10 protein-coding genes and 1 tRNA gene are annotated in these 16,345 nt (G+C 64.3%); 3 read left to right on the top strand and 8 right to left on the bottom strand.

The genetic code is table 11. From position 1 onward, the window contains the following. From HP546_RS13725 to HP546_RS13745, 5 genes are all read right to left on the bottom strand, one after another. Positions 1-1,526: vWA domain-containing protein (locus HP546_RS13725; RefSeq protein ID WP_172225920.1), on the bottom strand; the 1,526-nt coding region annotated here is incomplete at its 3' end. Then, the gene (locus HP546_RS13730; RefSeq protein ID WP_172225923.1) at positions 1,523-2,548 is read right to left on the bottom strand and encodes a hypothetical protein; all 1,026 of its coding nucleotides are present in this window, start codon (positions 2,546-2,548) and stop codon (positions 1,523-1,525) included. The genes HP546_RS13725 and HP546_RS13730, both read right to left, overlap by 4 nt. Before the next feature lie 5 nt (positions 2,549-2,553). Beyond that, positions 2,554-5,265: a virulence factor SrfC family protein gene (locus HP546_RS13735; protein WP_172225926.1), complete on the bottom strand. Its 2,712-nt coding sequence runs from the start codon at positions 5,263-5,265 to the stop codon at positions 2,554-2,556. Beyond that, on the bottom strand, positions 5,262-8,339 hold the full coding sequence (locus HP546_RS13740) for a virulence factor SrfB (protein WP_172225929.1): 3,078 nt from the start codon (positions 8,337-8,339) through the stop codon (positions 5,262-5,264). The genes HP546_RS13735 and HP546_RS13740 overlap by 4 nt, the downstream gene beginning before the upstream one ends. Positions 8,340-8,359: 20 nt before the next feature. Next, the gene (locus HP546_RS13745; RefSeq protein WP_172225932.1) at positions 8,360-9,871 is read right to left on the bottom strand and encodes an SrfA family protein; all 1,512 of its coding nucleotides are present in this window, start codon (positions 9,869-9,871) and stop codon (positions 8,360-8,362) included. A 207-nt stretch (positions 9,872-10,078) separates the two neighbouring features. Here HP546_RS13745 and HP546_RS13750 point away from each other — a divergent pair, with 207 nt between their 5' ends. Then, entirely contained in the window at positions 10,079-10,984 is a 906-nt protein-coding gene (locus tag HP546_RS13750; RefSeq protein ID WP_172225935.1) for a hypothetical protein, read from the top strand. A gap of 40 nt (positions 10,985-11,024) precedes the next feature. Here the strand turns inward: HP546_RS13750 and HP546_RS13755 are convergent. The 3 genes from HP546_RS13755 to HP546_RS13765 all read right to left on the bottom strand — a co-directional run bounded on the left by HP546_RS13755 (position 11,025) and on the right by HP546_RS13765 (position 13,639). Continuing rightward, positions 11,025-11,101 (bottom strand) — tRNA-Arg (locus HP546_RS13755). A 76-nt stretch (positions 11,102-11,177) separates the two neighbouring features. Beyond that, entirely contained in the window at positions 11,178-12,041 is an 864-nt protein-coding gene (locus HP546_RS13760) for an ABC transporter ATP-binding protein (protein WP_172225938.1), read from the bottom strand. Then, positions 12,038-13,639 carry an ABC transporter permease gene (locus HP546_RS13765; protein WP_256678480.1) on the bottom strand — a complete coding sequence of 534 codons (1,602 nt, stop codon included), beginning with the start codon at positions 13,637-13,639 and terminating at the stop codon, positions 12,038-12,040. The genes HP546_RS13760 and HP546_RS13765 overlap by 4 nt, the downstream gene beginning before the upstream one ends. 297 nt (positions 13,640-13,936) lie before the next feature. Between HP546_RS13765 and HP546_RS13770 the strand changes: the two genes are divergently transcribed. Continuing rightward, positions 13,937-14,974: an ABC transporter substrate-binding protein gene (locus HP546_RS13770; RefSeq protein ID WP_172225941.1), complete on the top strand. Its 1,038-nt coding sequence runs from the start codon at positions 13,937-13,939 to the stop codon at positions 14,972-14,974. Between the two features lie 37 nt (positions 14,975-15,011). Next, positions 15,012-15,917 carry a TauD/TfdA family dioxygenase gene (locus tag HP546_RS13775; RefSeq protein WP_172225944.1) on the top strand — a complete coding sequence of 302 codons (906 nt, stop codon included), beginning with the start codon at positions 15,012-15,014 and terminating at the stop codon, positions 15,915-15,917. The last annotated feature ends 428 nt before the right edge of the window (positions 15,918-16,345 follow it).

Raw genomic sequence — 16,345 nt, forward strand, 5'->3', positions numbered from 1 at the left:
TCGGTGGTGGGCACGTTCTGCTTGATCAGGTCACGGTCGCTGATCCAGGCCTGGAACACGGGTGGCACCTGGGTGCCGTTGGCCTTGCCAAGGTAGGCCAGCTGCATGGCGTGGCCTATCAGCGCCGCATCCTCGAGCATTTTTTTCTCGGTGGGGTCGGCCTTGGCATTGGTCGCGCTGCCGATGGCGTCCTCGCCCATGTAGGCAGCCCGCACCTGCTGGGTGATGGCGGCGGCCAGGCCATCGACCTTGCGGCCGAAGGCCTCGACATCGCCGGCATTGACCGGGTAGTACAGGGAGGTATTGGTGCCCGGGTAGTTGGACAGGGTACGGTACTGCGCCTCGGCGCTGCTGTGGTTCTTCGAGCCGCTCGGGGTTTTCAGGTGCAGCGTGTACAGGGCAACACCCGGGTTGCTGGCTTCGATCTTGACCTGTTCGGCGCCAAGGCCGGTACTCGACAGTTTGTCGCCACCGTCGATGGCACCGGCATCGGTGATCAGTACCACATAGCGCGCGCCGAATGCGCTCCAGTCGATCTGGTCCACGGCCGACATCACACCGGCGAAGGCATCTTCGTTGAACTCGCTGCTGGACACCTTGGCCTGCTTGAGGTCTGCGACCTTGGCCATGAAGTCGGCACCGTCCTTCACGGTGTTGGGGTCGGCGTACATCTTGCTGACGTATTCCAGGCCCGGCACCGCCTTGGTGCTGGAACGGTAGGCGACCAAGCCGAACTTGACCTGCTTGCCCAGATTTTCCTTTTCGATCTGCGTGTAGACGCGCTTGATCGCTTCACGGGTACGGTCGATATACGGGTCCATCGAGATGGTCGAATCGATCACGAACACCACAGCGGCACTGAACGCTTTCAGCTGTTGGTTGGCGGCGGCCTGGCTCGGCGCTGGGGTTGCCGCTGCGGCGCTGTCGGCTTTGCTGACCGAGGCCACGTTGAGGATGCGGGTGCGGAAGCCTTCTTCGGTCATCACCTCTTCGCCGCTGAGCACTGGCAGCAGGTAGAAGTTCTTCTGCAGGTCGACGAAGTACTCGGGCTCTTCGGCCAGCACCCCGGCTGCCTCGGCGCCATGCTTGAGCTTGGCGCGCAGCGGTGCCACGTGGCTGACCGGGTCGGGGGCATTGAGGATGCCTTCGAGCTGGTTGCGCTCCTTGAAGAACATCAGCCGGTCGCGGTTGGCCGGGTTGGTGAAGGCCAGGGTCAGCTGCATTTTCCAGTCGACGGTGCAGTCGGCAGGCAGCCAGCCGATGCTCTTGCCCTGGGTGTCGGGCCCGACCCGCAGCCATTCATGGGCGTCGGCCTGGGCACGCTCGTACACGTAGAAGCGGCTGAAGGTAGGTTGCGCGGCGCCAGAGGCGGCGCCAGCGGCATCGCTCAGCTTGCACCCAGGGGTAGTCAGCACGCGCTGGAACAGGGTTTTCTTGCCGTCCTGCAACAAGGGCTTGTCGGCGGCCTGCAGGGCAGGGCTGAGGGACAAGGCCAGCAATGCGGCGCCAACGCTACGCATCTTCATGGCTTGAGCTCCTCGTAGCGCTGTTTGGCTTCGGCGTTGTTTTCATCGAAGCTGAGAATGGTCTCGTACCAGGACGCTGCGGTGGCGCTTTCCGGTGCCTTGAAGCAGTTGCTTGGCTGGTGGTACTTGGGGTCGTATTCGTGGGCGTAGGCCGTGGCGATCTGGATGTCACCGGCGTTGGCGCGGTTGGCATACAGGCGCTGGGCGACGTCGCAGTGGTCGTTGGCCTTGGCCTGGTTGATCACTGCCAGCAGTGCCGCACTGTCCGGTTGGCTCTGGATGCACGTCTGCAGGAACGCCAGGGAAGTCTGGCCTTGCATGCTTTCCAGCGAGCAGGGTTTGCCTGCGTCGGGCTGTGGCGCTGGCTGGTCTGCCGTCGGCTCAGGTGCAGGTGCTGCGGCTGGGCTGCGGTTGAACCACCACCAGCCGCCTCCAGCGGCAAGCGCCAGCAGGATCAGAATCAGCAGTGGCAGCAGCCAGGTGTTGGCCTTTTTGGCAGGCGTGGGCGGCGGCGTTACCGGTGCCGGCCGGGGCGCGGGCTCCGCAACCACTGCCGGGGCAGGCTCCGGCTCCGGCGTAGCGACCGCAGGTGGCTCGATAACCACCGATGCACTTGGCAACGGCGCCGGTGGCGCCGACTGCTCCAGTGCCGGCCCCGACTCGACGGAGGCAATGATGGCGCTGTTGATACGCACCATGCCCATGTCGCTGCGCCCGGTCTGCGGGTTGCTGACTTCGATGCGGAAGGTGGCGGTGCCGCTGGCTTGCAGCAACGGGTTGATCAGGTTGGGGCCAATTCGCGTCTCGATTGCCGGCGCGCCCGCAACGGCGCCCAGGTTGTCCAGGCGGAACCAGTGGGCGACGTTGCCCCAGTGCCCGCCTTCATGCAGGTACTCGTGGGACTGGCTGCTCTGCAGGGAGCATTGCAGCCCTTCACTGGCGCCCTCCCAGCCGGTGATCCGCAGCAGGCCCTGGCCTGGCGTGTTCACTTCCAGTGGCAGCACATCAACTCTGATACCCATTGCAATCAACTCGCTTGAAAGGTGTTCAGCAACACCGCCAACTGGCGGCGCTGCTCGGTGGTGATTTCCGGGTCGGCGCCACTTTTGGCGTTTTCCTGGGTCAGCCAGGCCAGGCCCGACAGCCAGTCGACCAGGAAGCGTTGTTCATGGTGCGGTGGCTGCTCCGGCAGCACCGGCAGCTCGCCCTGGGGCACGCTGTGGTAGAAGTCGAACACCGGTTCGCGCGAGCCCAGCAGGCTGTTGGGGCGCTCACCGGCAGGCTTTTCCAGCAGACCGAACCAGGACAGGAAGTCGCGCATGGCCAGCTGCACGGTCAGTACCTGGCGCTGGACCATCTGGTCGCGGCGCATGCCGTTGAGCACCCGGCGCATGACGGCGGCGTCCAGCTGCTCGATGAACAGCGGCCGGCGTACCGCGCTGACCAGCTCTTCGACCAGGGCTTCGACCACTTCACGGCTAAGGCGCAGGTTGGCCAGGCGCGCGGGTTGCGTGCCCAGGTCGCGCATGTGCTTGATCCACGCCTTCAGCGCCGCGCGAACAAAGCGCTGCTCCGAGGTCAGGCGCTTGGCCAGGGGCTTGGGCGCCGGTGCCGGTGCTGCGGACGGGTTGTTGGCGAACAGGTTGCCGAAGCTGATGGCCGGGGCTTTGTTGGCCGGGGCCTTGGCAGCCTGTTCCGGCTCGTCGGAGGCCTCGCCGTCAATGCCGTCGATGTCGTACACACCGCCCAGGTAAAGCTCGCGCAGCTGCTCGACAGGTACCTGCAAGGCATGGATCAGCTCGCTGATCGCGTCCGGGTCGGCACCCAGGTTGTCGAGCAGGTACTGGGTTTTTTCACGTTTCTTGTTCAGCAGCTGTTCGAAGTCTTCTTCGCGCCAGGTGTTCAGCCCGTGTTCAAGCAGGTCGACACGGCACTGTTCCAGCTGCTCTTCGATACGCGCCAGCTTGAAGTCCAGGTCATTGATCGACGCGAAGCTGGTGCTGAAACGGCTGATACCGCCATCGTTCAGCGTCATCATGGCATCGAACGCGGCACCGGTATCCGCCACATGGCGGTTGGCAGTGGGGAAGTCGACCACGTATTGCCTGAGCCGTTGAATATCCCCGGCGTAGCTCTCGATCAACCGGTGCTCCTGGCCCTGCGCGTCACGTTCGATGAACGCGGTTTCTTTCAGGCGTGGCTTGCGCACCATGTAGGTATTGTCGAATGGCTTGCCGACCGACCACTCCTTCATCCATTCCTGGCTGCCGAAGCGCTCGACGATGGTGATTTTCATCAGCCGCTCGGCGGCTTGGATCAGGTGCGTGTCTTCCTTGCCGAGGGTGCTGTTGATCCACCCGTCGCACATGGTAAGGGCCCAGATCAGCCCTGGCGCGCGTTGGCCCCGCTCTTTCGGCGTGGCGCCCTGGGTATTGTGGATCCAGCGGGTCAGTACCGGGGCGACGCTGATCACGTCGCTCTGCTTCATGGTGCTGGTGCACACCACCAGGGCATTCATTTCCTGAGCTTCGCTGTAGCGCTCGAAGAGGTAGGCAACCTTGCCGCGCAGGATCAGGTTCCAGTACGGATAAACCTCATCGGTGGACTCTTTTACTGCCGCTTCGTCAACCGACAGGTATTTGTTGCGCGTGCGGTAGCCGGGGAAGTCGAGAATGTCGACGTCCTGCGCAACCGAGGCCGTCGGCCTGTTCAGCAGGCTGAAGTTCACCTCGACTGCCAGCGTGGCCAACTGGGCGATGCTGATGCCGACGCTGGCCTGCAGCTTGCCATCCAGGCTGGGCCGGACCTGAAGTTGCTGATCACGCCCAGTGTCCAGGCGGCTGAGCACATCCACGCTCATGATGTTGCAGGGCGACGCCGTAACGCTGTCGGTATCCTGCTTGAACACGCTGACGGGTGCATAAACCGTTTGTGCATGGCCCAACCGCTGCAGCGCCCCTGCCAACACACTGTAAAGGTCGGTAATGGGCGCCTGCCCACCCCACAGCACCGAGAACAACTTTGCCCGCTCGCGGGGGGCAAGGCGTGGCGCCAGCTTTACTGCGCGTGGCCAGTAGTGTTCATCCAGAAGGCGGGTGGACTTCTCATAGTTGCTTCTCAGGTAGTCCCACAGCGCGACCACGTCATCGCTGCTTACCCCGACTTGCGCCTGGTTTTTTTCCTGGCCTTCGAAGTCATTGAGCGCGGCCTGGATCCGTTGCTCGGTAAAGCTGTAATCCATCCGTTCATGGTCGAAGTCCTCGAACCACGCATTGCAGAGGATTTTCGCGACTTCGATTTCGCTGAACAGCTTCAGCTCGACGGGATAGCCGGCGTCCTGGCTTGGCGTGGATTTGTGGCTGAACCGCGTGACCAGGCCAGTGGCCTCGCCGCCACCGCCTGGCGGGTTTACATGCTGGATGAAGTCCAGAACCTGGCCACCGAAATTGCTCTCCAGCTTGCCATTGGCATCGGATGCCAACGCCGAAATCAGGTACGACTTACCCGCCTGCGAGAGGCCAAAAAAACCTACGGCCATTGGGCTGCTGGCGCTGCGCTGGAGGTTCTTCGCCCGGTTGCGCGCGCGCCTCAGGCGCAGGCCAAGGCCATCGGCCTCGGCCTCGACGCTGGCGGCGTTGCCACGCACCTGCTCGATCCATTCCAGGGCCTCGCCGGCGCCTTTGTGAATGGCGCCCCAGGCACCCATCAACTGCTGTTGCTTTGGCGTAAGGTCGCTCATTTTCCTTTGACGTTCCCGCTGTCGAGCCAATAGTCGCTGTCACTCAAACTCATGGTCGGCATGGTGTTGAGTGAGAGTTCAAGATCCCGGTCGAAGTCGAAGTCGGCATCCTGGATGTTCGATTCCAGCTTCTGGATGACCAGCTTGTCGCTGATCAGCCCCTGCTCGCGTTCTTCCTGATCGAACTGCTCGATCTCCAGGCGAATGCGCAGTACCGGGGCTTCGCCGTTCTTGCCCGCCGCGCGGGAAAACGCCGCGCTGCCCGAGGGGGTGAAGCGCAGGGTGTACAGCGGTGAGGCCGACCACCGCTCGGCGGCCAGCTGGCGGTAGCCCAGGTGCATGTCGCCGCGCATTTCCAGCCAGGGCGTGCCGCGCTCCTCACCCTCGCCGACGATCGGCAGCTCGATCAGCCCCTTGTCGGACTTGAGGTCGTGGTAGAGCACGTCGGCGCGCTTGATGGTGCCGGCGTTGTCGATCTGGCCGAAGTGCTTGATCACCGAGTAGGGCTTGAGCGCGGCCGTGCGGAAGTAGAAGTTCGGCACGCTGTGCTTGGAACACAGCAGGCAGATCATCGCGCCCACCGAGGCGGTGCTTTTCGGGTCGTCGATCAGGCCATTGCGGTGGAACGGGTACCAGCCACCGGTGCGGTAGTTCTGCATCGGCAGGATGCGCCCCGGCGGCAGCGGCAGGCGCTGGCGGATGAACGCCTGGATGCCGGGCAGGCGCGAAGGGCGGCCGGTCAGCAGAAGCATGTCGCAGGGGTAGTTGAACACCACCTCGCACAGTTCGCCGAGCACTTTGGTGATGTTGATCTGGCCACCCATGAAGGCGGCGTGGACCTGCTCGAGGTCGAAGCTGATGGGCGTCTGCAGCAGGTCGAGGGCACCATCGCGGCCGACCTCGCGGCGCACGGCGGCGTTGACGAAGGCCAGCACGCTGTCGCTGACCGTGGCCTCGCCCAGTACCTGTTGCCAGGTCTGCTCCTGCGCAACCTGCGGCTGCGCCGGGTCGAACTGTTCATAGGCCTTGAGCAGGGCCAGGCCCAGTGGCACGAACACTTGCAGGTTCAGTTGCTGGCGCAGCAGGCGCTCCTGGGCGGTGGCGTCGCCATTGCCACACAGGCGCGACATCAGTGCATCGGGGGCCGGTACGCCGGCCGTGCGCAGGGCAGCGGCGAAGGACGGCAGGATGAACTCCTGGATCATGTCCAGCAGGATGTCATCGCCGGCAATCTTGAAGCCATCGCGGAAACGCTGGGTCGGCACGATGTGCACGTTGGCCCCGGCACCGCCACCTGCGCCCCGGTCCAGCCGGTAATCGGTGATTACCAGGTCGGTGGTACCGCCGCCGATATCAATGGTGGCCAGGGTGATCTGTTCGTGTTCCTGTTTGTCGGGGCGCGCCAGGGCGACGAAGAATTCTTCCGGGTGGCCGGCAAAGTTCTCGTTGACCTCGTTGTACAGGTAGACCAGCTGGCCGCAGCTGGCTTCGTCCCACTCCACGCGCACGCTGGGGAACGGTGTGCGGGTGTTGACGTCCTTGCCCTTGAACGGGTTGCTCTCGTCCTGATGCCAGCCCAGGCTCTTCCAGACCAGGCCGATGGCTTCGTACAGGCGGTTGCTGAGCAGGCTGCGTTCGGCCTGGGGCATGCCCGGTGGCACGGTCAGGGTGATGCTGTTGAGCTGGCGCGGTACCCGCGCATGGCCCTGGCGCGAGCGCTGGGCCGGGCTGTTGATCTGGCTCAGCGCCTGGGTTACCACCTCGGCCAGCATGAAGGTCATCAGGCTGCTGCGCGAATAACGCGGGCTGAATACCGGCATGTCGAAGGGCTTGAGGTACAGCGGCTGGCCACGGTCGTTGATCAGGTTGGCGAATGGCGCAGCAACCGCCATCGGCTCCTTGTCGGTCTTCACGTAGGCGGTGTTGAAGCGCCAGCCGTGGCCGTAGGCCTTCTCATCCCACAGATAGCGTTTCGGGCTGGAAAGGCCGGTCGAGCCCTCGGTGCCGCGGTTGCGGCTGGCCAGGCGGCCGGCTTCGCCGCCAACCCGGGCGATGGTCGGCCACTGGAAGGCGTTGTGCCGGCCGCTCTTGATCGACAGGTGGTCCTTGCCGAAGGCGGCGTGGGTGAACTCGACGCGGCTCTCGAAGGCCTGGTTGTAGACCTTTTCCGGCTCGCTGAGGTCGCGCAGGGCCAGCACGTAGTTGTGACGCATGCCCGAACCCGCCTGGCCATGGTCCTCGATAAGGATGCCGCAGGTGCGCGAGTTGCCCACGTCCAGCACCAGGTCCACCGGGATCGGCTTGACGATGCCATTGGCCGCGTTGGCAATCACCTTGAGTTCCGGGATCTCGACCTTTGGTTTTTCGCTGCTCTGCTCGGCCGGCACCGGGCGGCGCAACAGGCTTAGCAGGTTCAGGTAGTGGCCCAGGTGGCGGTTACCCTGCAGGTCACGGTCCAGGCGCTCGCGCGTCCATTCCGAACGGGCCTCGGTGTACACCTCGGTGAGCCAGTCGCGGATCCAGGTGTGGGTCAGGAACCAGCCATATTCACGGGCACTGCACGCCAGCTTGAACGCCACGCCGGAGCGCACGTCGTCTTCGTTGGGGGCCAGGTACGGTGCACCGGCAACCTGCGCCATGGTGCGGCTGTCGAAGCCCAGGGTAAGGCGGTGGGTATTGCCGTCCACATCGGGCTCGGCGAGCTTGACCAGGCGCATGCGCGCCCAGTTGTTCGGGCCCTCGTCAAAGCGATAGGGCGGCGTGAAACGCAGGAACGGGATGGGCAACCACACCCCGTTCAGCAATTTGAGGCTGTCTTCCATCGGCAGGCGGAAGTGGCTCTCTTCGCTGGTGTCGAACTCGACCTGCACCACTTTGTCCGGCTCGGGCTCGTAGAAGTCCTTGTATTCCTTGGACCACAGCAGGCGCGTCGGCACCATGCCGTTGTTGAGCTGGACGAATTTGCCGGTCTGCTCGCCATCCGGGCCGAGACGCAGGGCGAAATCCATGAATTGAATTCCGGTATCGCTGACCAGCGTGACCGTTTCTTCGAACTGGGTGATTTCGGGCAGCATCTTCTGCGTTTCTCGTGTGATTAGCCGGCTTTTTTCATTTGCATCGGGAAGCCTTCGGCGCCGTAGTTGGCGTTGCAGTCGGCCGCGCCAGTGGCGTTGGGTTTGCAATCGACTTGGGGCAGGTCGTAGCCGCTGCCGTCAGCACAGGCAGCCTGCCCTGCACTGTTGATCGACAACTGGCCGCCCTGCATGGCCGCCGACACGGGCGCCTGGCAACGCACGCCGTCCGAGCGGCTGACCGTGGCCTGGCCCTTGCCATTCTGGAAGTCGTATTTCAGGCGCAGCGGCTTGCCGGTACCGGCCTCCTGAATACCGGCCCCGGCCCAGTTGCCATTGAGGAAGTCCGCGTTGCCGTCGGCTGCATCCGGGGGAATGCTCAGCTGGTCTGGCAGTGCTGGTTGAGTGCTGGCTTGCCCTTGCTCTTCGGGGAGCTGCGGCGGGGCGGGTGGCGTGTGCCCGGGCGGCGAATCTTCGGGAGCGCCGGGTGGTGGCGTGTCGGCCGTCGGCTCCGGCGCTGGCTGTTGCTCAGCCGCTGGTTCCGGCGTGCCTTCTGCTGGGGTTTGAGCAGCAACATCCTGGGCGGGCGTTTCGTTGCCACCTGGTGGCGTGCCATTGCCGGCTTCGGGCTGATCCGTCGGCAGGGCGGTAGCGCCACCTTCAGGCGTCAGCTCACCTGCCACAGGCACACCGGCCTGGCCGTTCGGCACGTCGACAAGGTTCGACGCACCGCTTGGCGCCCTGGAGAGGTCGCTGTTGCCGACAGCGGTATCGCGGCCAAGGTCCGGTATGCCAATGCCCGGTAGATTGACCCCCGGGATGCAACCGCGCAGCCCGAACAGCAGCAGGAGCAGTAGCGCCAACAACAGCAGGAACGGCAGCAGCCAGCGCCAGTTGCGCCACCACGGCAGGCGAGCGACGGCAGCGGCTGGTAGTGCCGCTGCTGCCGGTGCGACCGGTGCAACGGGCGGCGCCAGCGGCGCGGCGACAGGCTCGGGGATGGGGGCTGTGCGTGGATACAGGCAATGCAGGGGCTGCCGGCTGCGCTCGGCGCCGGCATGGATAAAGCCCCAGAAGGTCAGTACCGGCCGGCCGTCGACCAGGTAGACAAAATTCTCGTCAGGGAACGGCACCACACAGGTGAGCAGCTTGCCGAACACGGCATTGTCGCCCTCGGCAGCCTTTCTGGCCGTTGCCGAGGGTTGGCCATTGGCGTCCAGGCCGAGCAAGGTGTTGCTGAGTGCGTTGATCTTGCTCTGCAGCATTTCAAGCTGCACCCGTGCTGGCGCGCGCTCTTCCTCGGTGGCACTGCTCCAGGGGATCACATCGCCCGGGCGGTCGCTGTACCAGTCGATGGTGTTGCCCAGCTCGTCGCTCTGGGGAATGGCCAGGTGCTCGATCAGCTCCGGATGGTCCGGATACTTGCGGCGAATCGCTTCGCGAATCTGCAAAGCCGCGCGATAGACGGGCTGGCCGGTCTCGCCCAATGCGGTGAAGTGCTCACTTCTGCCGCTGCGTAGTAATACTCCGCGCATCCTTGTAGACCTACCTAGTCTATTAGCCGAATCCATTCGGTATCCCTTAATCAATACCGAAAAACCGAGCAACACTAATGGCAAAGTGCTTTTTTCGTCAATTCATATGGCTGCATTTTGGCGTCAAAGCAAGAATTATCCGGTTACACTCCGCGATCCGATCACCGGCATCGGCACCTCATCATCGACGAATGGAGCACGAAGAGCATGAGCCTTTGGGATGACCTGAAGAAGAAGGCCTATGATGCCAACCCGGAGCTGGCCGCCAAGGCCGCCCAGGCGTTGGAGAAGGCCCGCGACCTGGCGGTGGAGGCAGGGCAGAAAGCCGCGCCCATCATCAAGGAAGCCAGTGACAAGGCCGCGGGCTACGCACAAGAGAAAACCCCGGTGCTCAAGGCCCAGGCCTTGAAGGCCATCGACGATGCGCGGCAGCGCCGTGCCAAGCTGCAGGAGCAGGCCAGGCAAGACAAAGCCGCGCGCGCAGAAATGATCCGCACCATGTACGACGTCACCCTCACGCCGGAAGACGTCAACTTCATCGAAGAGCCATTCAACCACTTCGAGCGGCAGCTGATGTTCTTCGTGCGCAATGGCGAAGTGCTCGAAAGCGAGAAGCGCAACCAGACGCACATGGATGCCTATCACTCGCACCAGGCAGGCGGCGGCACCCTCTGGAAGGGTACCGGGACCATCGCTGGCAGTTCATCCACCCTGCAGGTCAGCGCCCGCAACGTTCAGGAGCATGAGTTCTGGGTGCGCCTGGAAAACGGCACCGAGGCGTGCTTCCAGCTGAACAACAACGATGTCCGCATTCGCCCAGGGCAGCACGTGAGCATGGCGTTTCTGCGCAACGCCAACCAGGACATGGGCCAGATGGTGGCGCTGTACAACCACAATGCCGGGCAGAACTACGTGACCTTGTCGCCCAAGGGGATCAACCAGCAATTCCAGCTTTACCTGAAAGAGCCCGGTATCTTCAACGCCAACGAAGTCAACGGCACCCGCGACCGGCTGCTGCAGGCGCTGGGCAAGCGTATGGATCAGTTGGCCAGGTACATGGCCCTGCACGGCGACCGGCGCGGCGGCCAAGTGATAGACGTACAGCCGGAATAAACGAAAAAGCCCCGGGAGATCTCCCAGGGCTTTTTTGATATGGCGCACTCGGCGGGATTCGAACCCACGACCCCTGCCTTCGGAGGGCAGTACTCTATCCAGCTGAGCTACGAGTGCAACGCGCACGCATGATACCCATCTGTATCGGTGGCGTCCATCGCCTTGATCCGTAGCTGTTTTTACCCGTTGCAAGTCAAAGGGCGATCAGCTCCGGCCGCAGGCCTTCCACCCGACGCGCCGGCTGCGGAAGGTAGCCGCCGTCGCCGGTAATCTGGTGCAGCACTTTTTCGCGCAGGCCATGCAGGGCAACGCCGGTGCGCAAGCGTGGGTGCGGCAGGTCGACTTCCACCACCGCCTTGATCCGCCCAGGGCGTGGCTCCAGCACCACCACCCGGTCGGCCAGGTAGGTGGCTTCTTCGGCGTCGTGGGTGACCAGCAGCGTGGTGATGCCAGCCCGGTCGCGAATGGCCAGCAGTTCATCCTGCAGTTGCTGGCGGGTCAGCGCATCCAGCGCGCCAAACGGCTCGTCGAGCAGCAGGATGCGCGGGCTGGCCACAAGGCCGCGGGCGATCGCCACGCGCTGGGCCATGCCGCCGGACAACTGGTGCGGGTAGGCCGACTCGAAGCCCGCCAGCCCCACCAGTTGCACGAACTCGTGCACCCGCCGGGCGCGCTCGCCCTGAGTGAGGGACTGGTTGGCCAGGCCCAGGGCAATGTTCTGCTCAACGCTCAGCCAGGGGAACAGGCGATGCTCCTGGAAGACGATGCCGCGTTCGCCACCAATGCCACTTACCGCACGGCCGTCGACGCGGATGCTGCCGCTGTAGTCGGTATCCAGCCCCACCAGCAGGCGCAGCAAGGTGGACTTGCCACAACCGGAAGCGCCGACGATGGCGATGAATTCGCCTTGGTTGATCGACAGGTTGAAGTTGCGGATCGCCTCGAGCGGTTGGCCGTCGACGCTGAACACTTTGCCAACCCCCTCGAAGCTGACCAGCGGCGGAGTGGTGTCGGGCTGATTGGCCGCGTGCAGATGCGAAGTATTGAAGGCGTTCATGCGGTTCTCCAGCGCGTGGCGCGCGATTCGAGGCGTTGTCCAAGGGTGCCGAGCAGGGCGCCGACCAGGCCGATCAGCAGCATGGCGGCCATTACCTGGTCCATGCGGAACAGTTGCTGGGCGCCGATCATCAGGCTGGCGATGCCACCGTCCGAGGGCATGAAGTATTCGGCGCCGATGGTGCCCAGCCAGGCGTAGATCAGCGACAGGCGCAGGCCGGCGAATATCGCCGGGGCCGCGCCGGGCAGCACCAGCAGGCGCAGGCGTTGCCACAAGTTCAGGCGCAAGGTGCTGGCGGCTTCGCCCAGTTGAGGCGAAAGGCTGGCGATACCGCGCTGGGTGGCAATCAGCAAGGGGAAGAACGCCGCCAGGCCGACGAACACATGCTTGGCGCCCTCGCCCAGGCCGAACCAGGCGGTGAGCAGCGGCACCCAGGCGAACAGTGCCACCTGGCGCAAGGCCGACAGGCTTGGCCCGAAGAAGCGTTCGGCAGGCTGCGACAGGCCGAGCAGCAAACCGGCCAGCAGCCCGGCGCCGCCGCCCAGCGCCAGGCCGGTCAGGGTGCGCTGCAGGCTTAGCAGCAACGCCTCTGGCAATGAACCATCGGCCAGGCCGACCAGCAGGGTGCGCAACACATCAAGCGGCGAGGCCAGGATGTTCGAGTCGACCCAACCTGAACTGCTGCTGGCCTGCCACACCGCCAGCAGCGCCAGTGGCAGCAACAGGCTTTGCCAGCCGCGTGGCAGCGGCCCGCGCTGTTGTTCGCCGGTAGCTGCTTGTGGCCAGAACAACAGGCGCTTTTCAACGACAGAAAAACCGCGCTCGAGCACCGCCCCGACCAGCCCGATCACCAGGATGCACAGCAGCACCAGGTCAAGCATGAACAGCTGCCGCCCCCACACCATCAGGTAGCCGATGCCCTCGCTGGAGGCCAGCAGCTCGACCGCCAGCAGCGACGTCCAGCCAGTGGCCAGGGCCAGGCGCACGCCGGTAAGGAAAGCGGGCAGGGCGGCCGGCAGCAATAGCCGCAGCAGCACCAGGTGGCGCGGCAGGCCCAGGGCAGCCGCCGCCTCACGCAGCTTGGGCTGGGCATCGCGCACGCCTACCAGCGTGTGCAAGGTGACCGGCACCACCACCGCCTTTACCAGTACCACCAGCTTGAGCAGCTCGCCGATGCCGAAGAACAGCATGAACAGCGGGATCCAGGCCAAGGTAGGAATCTGTGCCAGTGCCACGAAGGTTGGCAGCACCAGCGTCTGCGCCCGTCGCGAAGCGCCAAGCCAGACGCCCAGCAGCAACCCGCCGCCGATGCCGACCGCCAGCCCCCAGAACAACCTTTGCAGACTTATCCACAGGTGCCCCCACAGCTCCCCGGAGCCAAATTCGACCGCGCTCTGCCATACCAGCGCTGGTGCCGGCAGGATCTGCTCGCTCATCCAGTGCTGACGGCTGGCCACCGCCCACAACAACGCAATCCCTATAGGCAAAACCCACGGCAGCAAACGCACACCGACCCTGTAGGAGCGGCCTTGCGTCGTGATAGGGCCGCGCAGCGTCCCCCGAAGCCACCGCCGATTCCTGCTGAGAACTCCATTCATGGGCCATCTCTCGAAGCGTTGTGAGTTTATTCGTTTATGGAATTAAAAAATCCGACAAGCGATATTCAAGAGATAAGAGCACGCCCCCTCTGCATACGGAAGCCTTCACCCGTTGCGTTTTCCTCATATTTTCCATGCGTATTCCGCAAGCTTCGTCCAGGCCCGCATAGCGCCTGATTTATGCCTTCCAGTTACTAAAAAATGAGCTTTTGATCTTTGTAGGTTCTAACCAGACTTGCCTAGCTTCTGGCCATAGCGCCGGCCATCGCCGGTGGCAGCCTGACCAGGAGCCTTGCCATGAAAAACCCGTTGCGCCACCTGATAACCGCCCTTGGCCTGGCCTTCACCCTTAGCGTCCAAGCGGCGGAGCCGAGCAAGCCAGAGAGCATTCGCATTGCCGTGCCCGACCTCAGTGCTGGCAGCAAGCCCAGCGCTGGCGGTGTGGTGGATGTGCTGCGTGACCAACAACTGCTTGAGAAGGCGTTCGCCAAGGACGGCATCCGCATCGACTGGCATTTCTTCAAAGGTGCCGGGCCGGTGGTCAACGAGGCATTGGCCAACGGCCAGGCCGACTTCGCCTACCTCGGCGACCTGGCCGCAATCGTCGGCAAGGCCAATGGCCTGGACACCCGGGTGCTGTCGGCGGGGGTGCGTGGGGTGAAGAGCTACCTGGGCGTGGTGCCCGGCTCCGGCATCAAGACCCTGCATGACCTGAAGGGCAAGCGCGTTGCGGTTTTCCGCGGCACGGCCAACCAGCTGTCGTTTGCCAGCGCCCTGGCCAGCCAGGGGCTGAGCGAGCGTGAGCTGAAGGTGATCAACCTCGACTTCAACGCCGCTAACGCAGCGCTGGCCGCCAGGCAAGTCGACGCGACCTGGGGCTTGTCCAGCCTGCTGTCGCTGCGTGAGCGCGGGCTGGTGGAGCTGCCGGTGAACTCGCGTGACCTGGAAGGCGCTGGCAGTACCCAGGCCGTGCTGCTGGGCACTGGCGACTTCATCCGCAAGTACCCCGATCTGGTGCAGCGCCTGGTCAACGCCCAGGAGCAGGCCAGCGCCTGGCTACGCGATGAACACAACCGCGAGGCCTACCTCGACCTGGTGGCCAGCAATGCCAACTGGCCGCGCAGCATCCTCAGCGATGACCTGGCCAGGGAAGACCTTGCCCACTACTTCGATCCACGCCTGGACGCCGCATTTGTCGGCCAGCTGCAGCAGGGTGTGGACCTGGCTGCCAAGGAACGCCTGATCCGCCGTGGCTTCCAGGTGGCGGACTGGATCGAACCGCGTTTCCTCGACGCCGCCCTGCAACACCAACAGGCCGTGCAGGCCGCCCGCTGACTCGAACAACCCGACAATGACCGCAAGGACCACCACCATGAGTAATGCCGCCCTGGCCACCGTGCCACAAACCCTCGCCCTGGACATTCACCCGGTTGCCGGCCGTATCGGCGCCGAGATCCGCGGGGTGCAGTTGTCTGCCGACCTTGATGCCGCCACCCTCGATGCCATCCAGGCCGCGCTGGTGACGCACAAGGTGATTTTCTTCCGTGGCCAGACCCACCTGGATGACCACAGCCAGGAAGCCTTCGCCAAGCTGCTCGGCGAGCCCGTCGCCCACCCCACCGTGCCGGTGGTGGATGGCACCAGCTACCTGCTGCAGCTCGATGGCGCCGAAGGCCAGCGGGCCAACTCCTGGCACACCGACGTGACCTTCGTCGATGCCTACCCCAAGGCCTCCATCCTGCGCAGCGTGGTAGCGCCGGCCGCTGGTGGCGACACCGTCTGGGCCAACACTGCGGCAGCTTATCAGGAGCTGCCCGAGCCGCTGCGCGAGCTGGCCGACAAGCTGTGGGCGGTGCACAGCAACGAGTACGACTACGCCAGCCTCAAGCCTGACGTGGACCCGACCAAGCTGGAGCGTTACCGCAAGGTGTTCACCTCCACCGTGTATGAGACCGAGCACCCGGTGGTACGTGTGCACCCGATCAGTGGCGAACGGGCGCTGCAGCTGGGGCATTTCGTGAAGCGCATCAAAGGCTATTCGCTGGCCGATTCGCAGCACTTGTTTGCGGTGTTGCAGGGGCATGTGACGCGGCTGGAAAACACCGTGCGCTGGCGCTGGCAGGCGGGGGATGTGGCGATCTGGGATAACCGTGCAACGCAGCATTATGCGGTGGACGATTACGGCACCCAGCCGCGGGTGGTGCGCCGGGTGACATTGGCGGGTGAGGTGCCGGTGGGGGTGGATGGGCAGTTGAGCCGAACGATCCGCAAAGGCTGAAGGAGCCGGGGCCGCGCTGCGGCCCATCGCCGGCAAGCCAGCTCCCACACCGACCGCGCCGGCTTCAAGCCATGTGCAGTCCCTGTGGGAGCTGGCTTGCCAGCGATTGGAAGGGAAGCCCTGCCCACAGGTACTACACATGGCTTGAAGCCGGCGCGGTCGGTGTGGGAGCTGGCTTGCCAGCGATTGGAAGGGAAGCCCTGCCCACAGGTACTACACATGGCTTGAAGCCGGCGCGGTCGGTGTGGGAGCTGGCTTGCCAGCGATTGGAAGGGAAGCCCTGCCCACAGGTACTACACATGGCTTGAAGCCGGCGCGGTCGGTGTGGGAGCTGGCTTGCCGGCGATTGGAAGGGGAGCCCTGCCCACAGGTACTGCACATGGCTTGAAGCCGGTGCGGTCGGTGTGGGAGCTGGCTTGCCGGCGATT

It is taken from the genome of Pseudomonas sp. CM25, assembly GCF_013179705.1.
Lineage (GTDB): Bacteria > Pseudomonadota > Gammaproteobacteria > Pseudomonadales > Pseudomonadaceae > Aquipseudomonas.

Coding starts and splice junctions, on each gene's coding strand:
- HP546_RS13730 (WP_172225923.1), bottom strand. CDS start 2,548: ATGGGTATCAGAGTTGATGTGCTGCCACTGGAAGTGAACACGCCAGGC.
- HP546_RS13765 (WP_256678480.1), bottom strand. CDS start 13,639: ATGAATGGAGTTCTCAGCAGGAATCGGCGGTGGCTTCGGGGGACGCTG.
- HP546_RS13745 (WP_172225932.1), bottom strand. CDS start 9,871: ATGCGCGGAGTATTACTACGCAGCGGCAGAAGTGAGCACTTCACCGCA.
- HP546_RS13740 (WP_172225929.1), bottom strand. CDS start 8,339: ATGCTGCCCGAAATCACCCAGTTCGAAGAAACGGTCACGCTGGTCAGC.
- HP546_RS13735 (WP_172225926.1), bottom strand. CDS start 5,265: ATGAGCGACCTTACGCCAAAGCAACAGCAGTTGATGGGTGCCTGGGGC.
- HP546_RS13750 (WP_172225935.1), top strand. CDS start 10,079: ATGAGCCTTTGGGATGACCTGAAGAAGAAGGCCTATGATGCCAACCCG.
- HP546_RS13770 (WP_172225941.1), top strand. CDS start 13,937: ATGAAAAACCCGTTGCGCCACCTGATAACCGCCCTTGGCCTGGCCTTC.
- HP546_RS13775 (WP_172225944.1), top strand. CDS start 15,012: ATGAGTAATGCCGCCCTGGCCACCGTGCCACAAACCCTCGCCCTGGAC.
- HP546_RS13760 (WP_172225938.1), bottom strand. CDS start 12,041: ATGAACGCCTTCAATACTTCGCATCTGCACGCGGCCAATCAGCCCGAC.